General features: G+C 37.7%; 11 protein-coding genes. 5 read left to right on the forward strand and 6 right to left on the reverse strand.

Annotated features, from left to right (window positions below; all coding sequences use genetic code 11):
* Positions 1-22 precede the first annotated feature (22 nt).
* Positions 23-2,332: an alpha/beta hydrolase gene (locus AC0L7T_RS03865; RefSeq protein ID WP_473341152.1), complete on the forward strand. Its 2,310-nt coding sequence runs from the start codon at positions 23-25 to the stop codon at positions 2,330-2,332.
* Between the two features lie 180 nt (positions 2,333-2,512).
* Here AC0L7T_RS03865 and AC0L7T_RS03870 read toward each other — a convergent pair whose 3' ends face one another.
* The 4 genes from AC0L7T_RS03870 to AC0L7T_RS03885 all read right to left on the reverse strand — a co-directional run bounded on the left by AC0L7T_RS03870 (position 2,513) and on the right by AC0L7T_RS03885 (position 5,320).
* Entirely contained in the window at positions 2,513-2,866 is a 354-nt protein-coding gene (locus tag AC0L7T_RS03870; RefSeq protein WP_473341153.1) for a hypothetical protein, read from the reverse strand.
* A 6-nt stretch (positions 2,867-2,872) separates the two neighbouring features.
* A complete protein-coding gene (locus tag AC0L7T_RS03875) occupies positions 2,873-3,148 on the reverse strand; it encodes a hypothetical protein (RefSeq protein ID WP_473341154.1) in 276 nt (91 codons plus the stop codon).
* Between the two features lie 19 nt (positions 3,149-3,167).
* On the reverse strand, positions 3,168-3,716 hold the full coding sequence (locus tag AC0L7T_RS03880) for a hypothetical protein (RefSeq protein ID WP_473341155.1): 549 nt from the start codon (positions 3,714-3,716) through the stop codon (positions 3,168-3,170).
* 599 nt (positions 3,717-4,315) lie between these two features.
* Positions 4,316-5,320 (reverse strand): hypothetical protein, encoded by a 1,005-nt coding sequence (locus AC0L7T_RS03885; protein WP_473341156.1) that lies wholly within the window; start codon positions 5,318-5,320, stop codon positions 4,316-4,318.
* A 525-nt stretch (positions 5,321-5,845) separates the two neighbouring features.
* Between AC0L7T_RS03885 and AC0L7T_RS03890 the strand changes: the two genes are divergently transcribed.
* The 4 genes from AC0L7T_RS03890 (at position 5,846) to AC0L7T_RS03905 (ending at position 13,023) form a co-directional block, all read left to right on the forward strand.
* The gene (locus tag AC0L7T_RS03890) at positions 5,846-7,222 is read left to right on the forward strand and encodes a sulfatase family protein (RefSeq protein ID WP_473341157.1); all 1,377 of its coding nucleotides are present in this window, start codon (positions 5,846-5,848) and stop codon (positions 7,220-7,222) included.
* A 243-nt stretch (positions 7,223-7,465) separates the two neighbouring features.
* The gene (locus AC0L7T_RS03895; RefSeq protein ID WP_473341159.1) at positions 7,466-10,747 is read left to right on the forward strand and encodes a PVC-type heme-binding CxxCH protein; all 3,282 of its coding nucleotides are present in this window, start codon (positions 7,466-7,468) and stop codon (positions 10,745-10,747) included.
* Between the two features lie 133 nt (positions 10,748-10,880).
* On the forward strand, positions 10,881-11,978 hold the full coding sequence (locus AC0L7T_RS03900) for a fatty acid desaturase family protein (protein ID WP_473341160.1): 1,098 nt from the start codon (positions 10,881-10,883) through the stop codon (positions 11,976-11,978).
* A complete protein-coding gene (locus AC0L7T_RS03905; protein ID WP_473341161.1) occupies positions 11,968-13,023 on the forward strand; it encodes a fatty acid desaturase family protein in 1,056 nt (351 codons plus the stop codon). Before AC0L7T_RS03900 ends, AC0L7T_RS03905 begins: the two co-directional genes overlap by 11 nt.
* A 47-nt stretch (positions 13,024-13,070) precedes the next feature.
* Here AC0L7T_RS03905 and AC0L7T_RS03910 read toward each other — a convergent pair whose 3' ends face one another.
* Both AC0L7T_RS03910 and AC0L7T_RS03915 read right to left on the reverse strand, forming a co-directional pair.
* Positions 13,071-13,877 carry a DUF6503 family protein gene (locus tag AC0L7T_RS03910; RefSeq protein ID WP_473341162.1) on the reverse strand — a complete coding sequence of 269 codons (807 nt, stop codon included), beginning with the start codon at positions 13,875-13,877 and terminating at the stop codon, positions 13,071-13,073.
* A gap of 23 nt (positions 13,878-13,900) precedes the next feature.
* On the reverse strand, positions 13,901-14,635 hold the full coding sequence (locus tag AC0L7T_RS03915; RefSeq protein WP_473341163.1) for an SDR family oxidoreductase: 735 nt from the start codon (positions 14,633-14,635) through the stop codon (positions 13,901-13,903).
* Positions 14,636-14,658 lie beyond the last annotated feature (23 nt).

Raw genomic sequence — 14,658 nt, forward strand, 5'->3', positions numbered from 1 at the left:
ACTGAATCCAAACCATCAAACTATGAATCAAGCGAAGATTTTTATAATTGTAATTGCAATGTTACTGCTTCAACCAAGAAGCTCTTGGTCTCAAACCCAAGGAGACCTACTGGCTTCCGGGGTGGAGGTGATAGACGATTACCATTACAGCAAAGCTTTTTCAAACAATAGAAACTTTCGGGTATTTTTACCCCCGAGTTATCGAAAAGATTCGGAGAAAAGGTATCCTGTTATCTACTTTTTTCACGGATGGGCCCAACGATATTTTGGTTCCATGGGAAGTGGTTACTCTGATTATGATTTCGGAGATGACAATGACGGGGACAATATTGAAAAGTTTGTTTCAGAAAATGATGTCATCATCGTGAAAGTAGATGGCTTGAATCAATTCAAAGTTGAGCCAATAAACCTGAGTCCATACAATGTCAGCCTGGTTTCCACATTTCGTCAGTTTCCTGAATATTTTAAGGAATTTGTAGGGTATATAGATGCTCATTACCGAACGATTCCTGACCGTACCCATAGAGGGATCTCCGGTCTATCTATGGGAGGGTTTATGACCTTTTGGCTTTCAGCCAAATTGCCGGACTGGGTAAGTGCCGCAGGTAATTTTTGTGGATCCAGCGAATTTTCTGCCGGACCACTGGATTTTCCTGTGAGGTATGCTCATGCCGACATGTATGATAATTTTAAAACCATTAGCATGCGGATGCACAATGGAAACAGCGATCGTTTGCGGTTTTATCATGAGGACATGAACAGGTATTTGATGAATGCAGTCCCTCACTACCAGTTCAAACAATATGAAGCCTCTCATATTACCTGTGGAATGGGGGATATGTTTGCCTTTATGATGCAAGCCTTTAAAACCCCTTTGCCTCTCCCTGAGAAATGGGATTATATTGATATCTATCCGTATTTTGAAGTGTGGGAGTATAAAGTAGAAACATCGAGAATCCGTTCAGGCTATACCATATTGGAGAATGTGGATAAAGAAGGCTTTAACCTTGCTGTGCGAAATTTTCTACCAGATGGTGAATTGATGCCAAATGTAGAAGTTCAGGTGATAACTGCTCCTATCTATAAAGTGAGTACTGAATATAAAGTGACTGACATAGATCTTCGCACGAAGGAAAGTAGGCAGTATTCCGTTCAAAGCGATGCATCAGGTAGGCTTAAGCTAACACTCAATGGTAGTGCTCACCAAATAGGAATAGCAAATTCACAAGACACCCCCAACCTATCCATGACAAGTTTTAAAATTGAGAACATGGACTGGGCTGAAAGTGGTCAGGTGGTTGAACTTTCAATGAAGGTTTTGAATAAAGGGTTTTCGACATCTGAGAATATCATCGCAGAAATAAGTGCCATTAGTGAAGGCTTGGACATTGTGTCTGCCCAAGGTAAAATCAATGGTTTGGCCTCCTTGGAAGAGAAACAGGTAAATGGGGTTTTCAAAGTCAGAAACAACCGTAAAGGGTATGATATAGCTAAGTTTCAAGTTGATTTCACGGATGATTCAGGGGCTTCCTGGCAAGAGGAGTTTGAAATTTTATTTAAAGACCCGGTAGATAAAATAACAAATTTTGTAATTGCTGATGGCAAAGAATTCACCATTGTCAAAGAAGCTGTTGATTCAGTCAGCATGGTAGTGGGAGTCGGAAATGGAGATGGAATAGCAAATCCAGGAGAAACGATTGTCCTATTGGTAGAAGAAGGAGGTAAGTATTTGCGAACGGATGCCTATACTACCAACAAATACATCAATCCGGGCAATGTGAGCATTCGGATAGCTGACCCTTGGCAGAATTATGACCATATCGGTGGGTCTGTCAAATACACAATGCCGGTTCTGGATTCTGAAACTCCTGAAGGAGAAGAAATACCTTTCTATATAGAGTACTGGACTCCTGGCCCCATTAGTGGTCAGCATATTATCCACAAAGGCATAGCAAATGTTGAAGTGAAAGGAGAAGACAAGACAGCTCCGCAAGTTCAATGGGTGCAGGTGCTGAATGATGATCGAATAGAAGCACGTGTCTATGATGGCGCTTCAGTTGGTGAAGTCATGCTAACATTATCCCCTAATGAGGAAAAATCAACTTTGAAACATGTGAATTGGGACGAAACACCATCTTCTTTTTCCATTGAATTGAAGGATGATGGACTTGGAGCAGATGCTGTGAAAGGTGATGGTGTTTATAGTGCAAGGATTTCTGGGAAGCCTACTTATTTTTATGATTTATCCTTTGAATTGAGAGATTCTTCAGGAAATAAAGGTCAACATATAGAAGCTGCCCCTGTCTTTTTAAAGGATACCCGCAAAAGATAACCGTTGCTGGGTAGTAGAGGATTTAGCATAAGTTATGATAAAAGTAAGAAAAGGATCGTTTGAAAAACGGTCCTTTTCTTACTAAATCCGAATTATGCAATTAGTTTTGTATTAATCAGTTGTGAATTTTATTAAGAAAAGATTTCATAACTTAATTGAAGGGTTGTCACATATTTCTGGTTAAGGTAGTTCTACCTTAACAAAAATTCTCTTGATGATTCCGTTGGTTTCGAGGGCCTTTACCGATAGCTGAAGTTCGTTTTTCTGTACTTTGTGGAATACTCTGGAATGAATTTTTTTAATATATCCTATATGCTGCCCTTTCAAGAAAACTATGACCGCTTTGGGATCAAATTTATTGGTTTTATCCAATTGGTAAGTCAACTTGTCACCAACTTTAATGAAAGTAGGAGCTAATTTTAAATTACTTAAACCTGCAAGGTCAGTCAAAAAGCAAAGCCCTTTAATGGGGTTGTAATCTGCTAAAAACTCAAAATTATCTGAAGGGTTTAGGCATTGCGTCCTGGCAAGCAAGTAAAGTTAATCACTTTTGTATTTAGGAGAAATCTCCCAAAAACTTAAAAAATCATTGATGTCCGATCGCTCAGACTTCATGATTCTTTGACTAAAAATATCCAAGGCACCCCCATTGTATTTTTTTGTCAAATCTGGGAATTCAGTATAAGCAGTAAAACCTTTTTTTTTGGCTTCTGCCACACCTTCAGGAAGATAGTCGAATTTCACTCCCTCTGTAGCATTACGCTTTAATCTGCCCACAATAAACCTTCGGGCACCCTGTCCTTTTCTCCAACTCAAGTATATTTGGCATACCAAGTCATACTTTAATTTCAGCTTTTACCTTTTCAATAAATTCAAAATTGGCTTGAATATATTCTTGTACTCCGTCAAAATACTTTTCTACTGCAACCCCTATTCTATTTTTTGTATTATTCTCTAAATAGGTTTTTATAAATCCAAAATTTAAGGATTCATTTGTTATTTGAAGATTTGATTTTAATTCAATCAAATACCTCAATAAAGCAGGACTTTGTTCGCGGTATAAAATTAAATTTGCAACTAGTGATTCAAGAGTTTTGGTATCCAAACGATGTGGGTATTCTGTAAAAACAAATTGATTTTCTTCTTTGCAAGCCTGAACGATCTCTATTGAAGATTTTTTGATTCGTTCATTAACAGATGAAATTACGTCCAACTCCTGATTTAGAAGAATTAAATTGTTTTTGTTTAATGTTTTTTCTTTCTTTTTTTCTCTTTTCATCTGGAATCGATGCGTGATAAAAGCTGGTAACCATACACTAAAAGCGAAAATAAAAAGGTTTAGTAAACTTGATTTAGATAATAAGGTATTGATGTATTCAATCATATGAAAATATTTTATCGATTATAGTTTTAGTTCATTCATGTAAAAGCTGTAAACTTTCATAATAAGTATTAGAACAATATAAATATAAACAAGGGTTAGAAATGAATAACTGGTTAATCCAAAAGAATTTAAGATTAATTGAAAGTTCTGTATGAGAGAATAATTTAAAGTAATTCCTAGCGAAATGCCTATTAAAAAAATGAATACAGAATCAAATACTAATATTATAATTAAAGTAAAAAGGGAATCAGCGAAATTAATAAATCTTAATTTATTGTTAATGTCAGAAGCATGGTATTTTTCATTATCAGGGATTTCATAGGATTCTAAGTACAAACTTAATGTAATACCTAAATCATCTAGTATTTCACATAACTCTTTTTTTTTCTTTTGGGTAGATTCAAATATTACAAAGGTAAATGAAAAAAGTATCCCACTAAAAAGAGAAATAAAAGTTGCTATAGTGCTAGTTACGTTCGAATCAATTGACGAATTGAAACCCATAAAAATAGAGATTATTACAAGTATAATTGTCACTAATAATATATTTATTGGTGATACATTGTTTATAATTATCTTTGCTTTTTTGAATAAATTCATTATATAATAAATGAACTATTATAACCTTGTTCTTCTTGTAGTATTTTAAGATAGTTTTTGCAATAATTTCGAATTAAAACTAAATCGGGTATTTCTTTGTCTATCGCTTTTAAATTGTCTGGTAAAATTATTGAAGGAATGAAATTTTTATGATCACTTATTACTGCATGTGATTTGGAATAATCCCCCTTGTAAAAAGCCTTCGGTTCCGAACCACCAATCTTTACAGCGTCTTCAATCTCTAAATTTATCAATTTAGAGATGCTTTTTGTTAATTTATTTAAACCTTTAAAAAATTCTTCACTATTTCTATTTATTCTTTTGATCCGAACGTCAACTAGGAAAGTATCGGAATTTCCTAATAGTGCTGAAAAATTATCACTTGCTTTTTTTATTTTATAATTATTTAATATCGAAATTTCCTCGACAACAGAATGTTTAAAAAATTCCTCTTTATCCTCTTTCGAAATACAAAAATGCTCATCAAAAGTAAATTTTTTTAACTTCATTAAGTCCTTCAAGTGTTCCTTAACTAAGCTATTGATAGTAGAAGATCCATAACTTTGAATCATTATTATTCCGTAGTCTACATCCTGAGGAAACCAAAACAGAAAATAAAAAGGTAGAGCGGCGACATCGTCTTTAGAAATTTTAGATTTAGCTTTCCTTCTTTTCTGATCTTGAACATATTGTTCAATTCCTGTTAATCCTCCCTCAAATAGTCCATCAATTATAGAATTAGCAGCATTTTTCTCTATATCCTCACCTGGAGAAAATGCTTTTGTACCATCTTTATCTCTTTTGAATTCAGCATTAAAAGATTCCTTGAAATGTTTGTAAAACCTATTAAAAAGGGTGTTTAAAGAAGCCTTCTTTTCTCCAGGAATACGGTATGTCTCAAAAAAGTCTTTGAATGTAACTTTTGTCTTTACTTTTTTTTTCTCGTTAAACTTTTTGAGAGTAATTGAATAAGAGTTCAATTTTAACAAGTGTCCTTTAGCCATGTTATATTGCTTTGATTATTTATATTAATTTGTCATTCCTTACTTGTTGATCCTTCAATATTTGAAATAGCCCATTATGAGGAGAAAAAAGATCTTGATTTTCTGTTTATTTAGCTACAGTCTGATTTCTAACAATTGACTTAAACCTTGATCTTGACTCTTTAGTAGGTAAATTACTGAACTAAAAGCAATTTAAGATAAAAAGATGATTTAAAACCGAAAGATGCATTAGAATTCCTGTTCCGAGCTAAAACCGTTTCAAAATCAATCGTTTCACCATTTAATTCATTAACCAGCGCAATGTTAGGCTTCATTCTTTAAACGTTGATTTATAGTGCAAGAATAACTGGACGGCTCTTTTCTGTACCAATTGATCAAAATCGGTCTTGTATTTTTATTACTAGGAGAGCTTAATTGTCAAGAAAAATCCGATTTTGATGTAAAAAGGGGATATATCCTGAATAATGTAATTAACTTTTAGCGTATTTTCTTCTAAGTCTAGCTTATTATTAAGTATAATCGCACATGAAAAAGATTATTTTATTTATTGGTTTTGGTCTTATAAGTACCGTCTTATTCGCACAAAGTAAAAAGCCAAACATCCTGATTATCATTACGGACCAGCAGAATGCCAAAATGATGAGCAGTGCGGGCAATGAGTGGTTAGAGACACCAAATATGGATAAACTGGCCATGAAAGGAATGCGCTTTGAAAAAGCCTATGTAACCAACCCGGTTTGTTCACCTTCCAGGTTTAGTCTATTCACAGGGCAGTATCCCACTGCAATTGACATGCGACACAATTGGAGTAAACTAGATATTCCAGCTCTTCAAAAGATAATTCCCAATGCAATGGGCCATGCCTTTGCCAATGCTGGCTATGAAACTTTTTATGGAGGGAAATCCCACTTGCCCGGAGGGAGAAATGATGTTTCCACGTATGGTTTTGAAACCTTTATTTCAAAGGATGAAAGAGTTGATCTGGCAAAAGAAAGCGCTGCTTTATTATTGGAGAGGAATTCGGATAAGCCTTTCCTGATGGCTTTGAACTTTATCAACCCTCACGATATCTGTTATGAAGCCATCAGGCATTTCCCCCCAAATAATAGACCTCCTGCCGAGGTTCCTATTCCTTTATTGGAAGCCATTGCCATTCCGGATTCCATTAGTGAAAATGATTTTATGGCAAAATATGTGCCTCCTCTGCCTGCTAATTTTGAACAAACCTCACCTGAACCAAGTGCGATTTATGATTTGAAAGCACTGCATTCTTTCACTATTGATGCCCGGGAAAACTGGACGGAAAAAGATTGGCGAATGCACAGGTATGCCTACCATAGATTGACCGAAAGGGTGGATGTCCAAATAGGGATGGTGTTGGACGCTTTGGAATCCTCACCTTTCGCCAACAATACCATTGTCGTTTTTACTTCGGATCATGGTGAAATGAGTGCTTCCCATAGACTGGAGCACAAAACAGTTTTTTATGAAGAATCCTCAAATATCCCTTTGGTGGTTTGGTACAAAGGTATGGCCAATGCTCATTCGGTGGATAAGGAAAATATTATTTCCAATGGCCTGGACCTATTTCCCACACTCTGTGAATTAGCGGGTGTTTCCAGGCCTGAAAACCTGCCTGGTATTTCGTTTGCGGTCTTATTGAACGGTCAAAAATACAAATACAGTCCACGTGAATATTTGTTTATGGAAAATGAATTGGGCTTTATGATAAGGGGGGATAACCTTAAATACACGCTGTATGATAATGGGGATGAAATGTTGATTGACCTTGCAAAGGATCCGGGGGAGATGATTAACCTGGCTGAAGTTCCGGTATACCATGCCAGGAAAGAGAGACTTAAAAAGCAGCTTAAAGTACATGTCGAGAAGGCAAATCACTAATTGTTCTGATTTCCTGTTGTACAATCTAGAACTTGATAAGTTGGAAGGATTTGTTTTGGGCAATTTTTAATTTATGTGTCTTCAATTGAAAAATAATAGCAATACCTTATGAGCGGAGCGGTTTAATAGGATAAATACATTAAATTTTGGAGGTTTTAGTTTTTGGTCTTTGAATAAGTTGTTCAGGCCAAAAGCCCAATTTACGGTATGTGTTAAACGCTGTCAGTTTATAAATAACATCTAATGATTAATGTAAGCCCAATTAAATTTCTTGAATCAAAGGTCGTTTTGGCTTTTTCTATCCTGGCCATTTCTATTTTATTTGCTTGCGAAAGCAAAGAGGTAGTGCACCATTTCGATCCAAAGGACAATAGCAATATTGTTTTTATAGGAAACACCTTTGCGGATCGACTTCAGAACAACAATTATTTTGAAACGCTTTTGCACAAAAGTTTTCCTGAAAGAAACCTTAAAGTAAGGAATCTTGCCTGGAATGCAGATGAAGTCAGCCTTAGACCAAGGCCTTTAGATTTTGGCACATTAGATGATCATTTGCATCATCAGAAAGCAGATGTGATTATTGCCTGTTTTGGTCTCAATGAAGCTTTTAAAGGCCAGGAAGGTCTGTCCGATTTTAGCAAAGACCTACTGGACTTTCTGACTCACTTAAAGCAGCAGCAATTCAATGGTGAAAATAGCCCTCAAATTGTATTGGTTTCACCCATTGCGCAGGAAGATAAAGGAGGCTTTTTACCGGACCCTACGGTAAACAATCAAAACTTGTCCATGTACACGAAGGAGATGCGCAAGGTGGCAGCAAGTTTAAATATTCCTTTTATTGATTTGTACGAACCTACTAAAGAGTGGATGGGTTCATCAAAGGAACTGACATCGAATGGTATTCACCTTACCGACAATGGATACCTAAAGGTAAGTGAATACATGGCTGAAGCTTTGGACTTTCCGGTTGCTGCTTGGGAAGAAAATGCTTCTTTTGAGCTGCTTAGGGAAGCGGTAGCCAAGAAAAACCAGCATTTCTTTTATCGGTTTAAAGCGCAAAATGGAGAGTATATCTATGGCCGACGCAAAGAGTGGTCAGGAGGAGAGAAATTGAAAGAAGAAAACAGGGTTATTGACACCATTATTAAGCGACTGGACAGTGTGGTATGGTTCGGAAGTGCGGAGAATTCCCTGGCAGACATCGAAAAAGCCGAAAGGATAATAAGTTTTAACCAAGGAGTTAAAAAGACGAAATCCCAGACGACTACTTTGGAAGAGCTTGAAAAAGCAAAGTCCCAGTTTGTAATTCAGGAAGGTTATGAAATTGAGTTGTTTGCTTCTGAATTGGATTTCCCCATCGCCAATGCCGTTGCAATAACTTTTGATCCACAAGGTAGAATGTGGGTGTCCAGTATGCCTTCTTATCCGCAGTATACGCCAGGTGATATGCCTTTGGATAAACTGATAATCCTTGAAGACACCAATTTTGATGGAAAAGCAGACAAGCATTCCATTTTTGCGGATAGCCTTTATCTGCCTCTGGGCTTTGAGTTAGGAGATGGAGGTGTGTATGTTACCCAAGCGCCTGATCTGGTCCATTTGAAAGATACGGATGGTGATGGAAAGGCCGATTCCAGAAAGATTTTATTTAGTGGTTTGGGGACAGAAGATTCCCACCATAGCTTAAGTGCTTTTACCTGGGGGCAGGATGGAGCACTGTATTTTCATATGGGTACTTTCTTGCATTCGCAAATCGAAACGCCCTATGGCCCTCGTCGAGGTGCTTATGGGACTACCTGGAGGTATGAACCTTATACCATGAAGCTGGAGCCCTATATCTCTTATCCTTATGCCAATCCCTGGGGCAATGTATTTATGCGTGATGGAACACATTTAGTGGCAGATGTTTCTACAGGGATGAATTATTTTGCACCACCCCTTACCGTAGACATTGATTATCCCAAAAAGCACGTGGTGATGAAAGACTTTCTCAATTCACCAGTTAAACCCAAAACCTGTGGGATAGAAATCATATCCAGCAGGGCATTTCCTGAAAATGCCCAAGGCAACGTTTTGTTCAATACATTTATAGGTTTTCAAGGAGTAAAACAACATGTGGTTAGTGATGATGGTAGTGGTTTTCAGGCAGATGAAACAACTCCATTACTTCAATCCAAGGACCCGAATTTCCGTCCGGTTGATTTAAAATTTGGCCCCGATGGTGCATTGTATGTAGTAGATTGGTATGATCCAATTGTCCAACACGGGGAACAAAATTTCCGCGATCCATTAAGGGATTCAAGCAAAGGTAGAATTTGGAGAATTACCCACAAGGACAAAAAGCCACTGAAAGTAGTAGACATGACAAATTTGGATGTTAGTGGACTACTCGATCAGCTTAAGGTGTATGAAGACAGGGAAAGGTATAGGGCCAGAACTCAGCTGAGAGAATATGATTGGGTGCAGGTTGCTCCTGCGCTACAAACCTGGGTGGATCAATTGGATCAAAAAGACCCAAATTCGGAGCATTTAAGAATGGAAGCCTTGTGGGTTTATCAGCAATTTAACCAGCCTAACCTCTCCTTGTTGGAGGCCTTATTGGATAGTCCTGAAGCGCCAATAAGAGCGGCTGCTACCAGGGTCTTGTTTTATTGGAAGGATGAAGTGGATGATGTGCAACGAAAACTTAAAATCCTATCCAAAGATACTTCCCCTCGCGTTCGCTTGGAAGCGGTTATAGCCTTGAGCCATTTTGAAAATGAGGCCACGGTGAATACCCTATTGGAGGTTTCAGCTTTACCAACAGATGATTACCTGGATTATGCTTTGAAGGAATCTTTTAAGCACCTGAAACCAGTATGGGTGGAGATGTTCAGGAAAGACAAAACCTTTCTAGCGGATGAGCCTGAAAAAGCGGCAAGATTACTCAGACCTTTGGCTTCTAAAGCAGAACTACAGGTGCCCGGATTTATTATGGACGATCCCAAGTACGCGCAATATGGAGTGGCAGCACTATCTGTAAAAGACTTTGAAGATTTGGAAGGTGTGACTGCGGTAACGAACTTTAAACAAAGTCATTTGGACCTGTTGTACCCTGATGAAGAATCTCGGGTTTTACAAAAGACTGCTGACAATAAAAAAGGTGAAATAGTAATTAATCTGGCAACACTTCCAGGCAAAATGCTTTTTGATAAAGAAAGCTTTGAAGTGACAGCAGGGAAAACGGTTTCCATCCTGTTCGATAACAAAGATCAAATGCCACACAATGTGTTGATCCTTGAACCCGGAGCCTCTGAAAAGGTAGGCGTAGCGGCAGACAATATGGCCAGTCTGGAAGATGGGTATGAAAAAAACTTTGTGCCGGATTTGAAGGAAGTATTGTATTTCACGCCTTTGGTCAATTCTAATCAGGTGTTTCAATTGGACTTTACTGCACCTGACAAACCTGGTGATTATCCATTCATTTGTTCCTTTCCCGGGCATTGGAGAATGATGAAAGGAGTGATGCGGGTGACAGAAAATTGATCTGAGCGGGGTTGGTCGGGAGAAGAAGCAAATATGGTGGGCTAAAGATTTTGTCAGCTTGGAAGTTTATTGCTAATACTGAGAAACTTTTGTCCTATATTACATGGTAACTCATAAGGGTTATCCATTGATCATGAACAAATTAAAGTTTACCAAAGACGAAGGAACGGCTTTTTACAAAGAGCTGAATGAAGAATTAGGTCGATATTTCTCCCAGAATAAACTGGAGAAAACGGGGAACAGTACCATGTACTTTAAGATCTTCCTTTATTTTGGTTTAGACCTTTTGTTTTATGTATTGATGCTATCGAGTACTAACCTTGTTAGCTTCTTTGTTTTCTATTTACTGATGGGCTTTTTTGTGCTTCTGACAGCCTTCAATGTATCTCACGATGCTGCACATGGTGTGGCGGTAAAAAGTAAATTTTGGAATAAATTTCTTTTCTCTTTAAGCTTCAACCTTCAAGGTAACAATGCCTATGTTTGGGGTAAAAACCACAATGAATCCCATCACCTCTATACCAATGTGGAGGGAAGTGATATTGATGTATTGAACAATCCTGTTTTCCGTATGACTGAAAGCCAGGAATTAAAGTGGTTTCACCGCTACCAATACATTTACGCACCTTTTCTCTATCTTTTGTATTCGCTTAATTGGTTCTTTTTCAGGGATACTTTAATGCTATTGAATTATTCGAGTCGGACGATCAAAGTTGAAATTCCACGAAAGGAAGTATTCAAATTGTTGCTATACAAAGTGCTGTACCTTGGGTACATGATTTTCCTTCCTGTTTACCTATTGCCTTTTGGTTGGGGAATTGTCTTGATTGCGTTTCTATTGAATCATTTTATGGTTTCCCTCATTTTTGTAGCTGTTTTAGGAGTGTCACACGTTTCAGATTATGTGGCCCATCCCGAGCCTGATGCCAATAATAAGCTAAACATGAGTTGGGCCAAGCTTCAGATGTGTACCTCTGTAGACTATAATGCCAATAGCATTCTTTTGAATTGGACACTAGGCGGATTCAATGCACATGCCCTTCATCATTTGTTGCCCAATATTAGTCATGTTCATTACCTGAAAATTTTGCCCCTCTTTCGGCAGTTGGCGGATAAACATGGTTTGACTTATATGGAAATGCCTTATGGTAAATCAATTGCCGCACATTTTAGGTTTTTGAAATACATGGGAGTCAATAGAACCCTACAGCCCATGGCCTTTGAGAAATAAACACCTTCATATAGCCCAAGACAGTGAATTGCTCCAGACCATTTATAGGAAAGTGGAGCAGGAACTGCTTATTGATAGAAAGGTATTCTTGAAAATAAATATCCTGAAATTTTCCTTTTATTTTTCTTTGTCCGGGATTTTGTATGCCCTGTTGTTTATTGTCCAAAGCCCTTCATTGTTTATATTGACTTACGTGTCATTTGGTTTTATGACCTTGTTGCTGGCTTTTAATTTCTCTCACGATTGTTCACACAATACGCTCTTTAAAAGTAAAAAAGTCAATAACCTTTGCTTTATTGCTTTGTACACACTTGTAGGTGCGCATGGGGAAGCCTGGAAGCAAAGACATGTGCAATCGCATCATTTCGCACCGAATGTTAAAGATTACGATTCCGATCTAAGGATTTCTAAATTGATTCGGATAATTCCTGGAAGTCCCTGGTTTTGGTACCATAAATTTCAACCTGTCTATGCACCAATTGCCTATACTACCTATTCCCTTTTTTGGATATTGGTTAAAGATTTCTACTTGCTTTATTCAAAGGATGAATACGATCAGGTTAAGAATCGAGGCTATCACCTTTCATTTTGGATCCAAAAGAGCAGCTATTTTGTGCTGATCATGGTCTTACCTTTGCTTTATTCCCAGCAGGCTTGGCCAATCGTGCTAATGGGGTTTTTAGCCATGCATTTGGCCCAATCTTTATTTCTATTGCTGACCTTTTTTATGACGCATCATGTGGAGGGAACTTTGTATCCTGAGACAACTGAAGATGGAACAATTGAAACTTCCTGGGTAATGAACCAGATTAGGAGCTCCAACGATATGCATCCTTTCAGTAAAACGGCCAACTTCATTTTGGGAGGTTTTAACAATCACATCGCCCATCATTTATTTCCGCATATCCACCATACTTATTACCCTCAGCTCAGTCAGATTTTGTATTCAGTACTAGAAGAACACCATATCCAGCCCAATCAGACGAGTTATGTTGGAGGAATTCTGTCTCATTTTAAGCTACTGAAGCGAATGAGCAGACCCTAGGTAGCTTTATTAGAGTGTTGTCTAGATTTCAAAATTGACTCGGAGGCTTATTTTTTAAAAAGCTCCCGGCTTAAATCGTTGTTGAATTTGATATTGGACCAGTCCACCGTTATCCATGGTTCGTCTGTTACTTCAGCTTCCCAGGTGGATTTTTTATAACGTCGCTTGGTAGGTATGAGAAGATCATCTATTTGCTCGTATTCAAGCTCCATTAACATGGGCGTTTCTATTACTCCTGCATCTACAACTGTAAAAAGAAACTGGTCTACCAATTTTGTGTCTTTGTTAATGTATACTTGATAAATGTCAGTGGGTTTTTCTCCTACTGAATCAAAGGTGATTTTGACAATGTCATAGGTCTTGTTATTTATCGTTTTTTCTCCGATATATTCATAACTCAGGCCAGGATCCAATAATTTTTGAAGCATGGTAAACCAATAAAAATTGGTAGGCCTGTTGAAAGCAACTTTTTTCAATGAGGTGGCATCATTTACGATTTTACCTTTGTGTTTAAGCCAGAATTCATCGCCATCATATCCCTGCTCAATTGGCCCTTCAAAATCTGGTAAAGTTCGTTCATGTGGCTGATAAACGCCATAGGAGAGTTCCCCGTCAAAAATGTACTTTTCTGTTGATAAATCAGTCTTACCATCAGGTGTCTGGTATTTATAAGAATATACGACATCTTTATTTTTTGCTAGTGTAGCATAATTACCCACTTTTTGCACCATTTCATAAACCAATTCATGGCCCTTGTTTTGAAAGGATGTTGAGTTTTCCTTCGATTGGTCTTTCCCACTGCAAGAAATGAGAAGTGCATTTAAAATAATCAGCGCAATTAAACTTAGTTTCATAATGTATCTTTTAATTGTTAGGGTTAAACCATTGCTCCATTAGCGCCTATCACCTGGCCGGATATCCATTTAGAATCTTCGCTTGCGAAAAACAAAACTAACATGGCAATGTCCATAGGTGTTGCCAATCTATTAAAGGCATTCATGCCACTCAGCTTATCTATAAATTCTGGCGTTTTTCCTTTTAAAAACAATTCGGTTTCTGTCGGTCCTGGTGCTATGGCATTTACTGAAATTCCCCGACCTATTTCTTTGGAAAAAACCCGAGTCATCTGTTCCACTGCAGCCTTTGAGGCTGAATACAAAGCATAAGTAGGGAACATCATTTTCACGGTGCTAGAAGAGAAATTGATAATGTTTCCATTGTCCGCCAGTTTACTGTCTGCCTCTTGCAAGGTATTGAAAACACCCCTAACATTAATGTCGAACTGCCAGCTAAAGTCTTCCTGTGTAAAGTCTTTTAGTTTTTTTGTAATCATTACGCCGGCATTGTTAACCAATACATCCACCTTCCCGAAAATTTTTATCGTTTCGTCGAATAACTGAGTAACTTCTTCTTTTTTACTTACATCCGCCTTAATGGCCAAAGCCTGTCCACCGTTTTTAACTATCGTGTCAACTACTTTTTGGGCTTCGGGCATACTACTAGAAGAATTTACAATAACTTTTGCGCCATTCTCGGCCAAAAGAAGTGCGATTTCCTTGCCAATTCCTCTGGAAGAACCTGTTACTATGATTACTTTATTCTCTAATTTCATAATTTTCGTTTGATGGTGGAATG

The sequence above is a fragment of the Cyclobacterium sp. 10D3-21 genome (assembly GCF_055809755.1).

Coding starts and splice junctions, on each gene's coding strand:
- AC0L7T_RS03865 (WP_473341152.1), top strand. CDS start 23: ATGAATCAAGCGAAGATTTTTATAATTGTAATTGCAATGTTACTGCTT.
- AC0L7T_RS03880 (WP_473341155.1), bottom strand. CDS start 3,716: ATGATTGAATACATCAATACCTTATTATCTAAATCAAGTTTACTAAAC.
- AC0L7T_RS03885 (WP_473341156.1), bottom strand. CDS start 5,320: ATGGCTAAAGGACACTTGTTAAAATTGAACTCTTATTCAATTACTCTC.
- AC0L7T_RS03890 (WP_473341157.1), top strand. CDS start 5,846: ATGAAAAAGATTATTTTATTTATTGGTTTTGGTCTTATAAGTACCGTC.
- AC0L7T_RS03895 (WP_473341159.1), top strand. CDS start 7,466: ATGATTAATGTAAGCCCAATTAAATTTCTTGAATCAAAGGTCGTTTTG.
- AC0L7T_RS03900 (WP_473341160.1), top strand. CDS start 10,881: ATGAACAAATTAAAGTTTACCAAAGACGAAGGAACGGCTTTTTACAAA.
- AC0L7T_RS03910 (WP_473341162.1), bottom strand. CDS start 13,877: ATGAAACTAAGTTTAATTGCGCTGATTATTTTAAATGCACTTCTCATT.
- AC0L7T_RS03915 (WP_473341163.1), bottom strand. CDS start 14,635: ATGAAATTAGAGAATAAAGTAATCATAGTAACAGGTTCTTCCAGAGGA.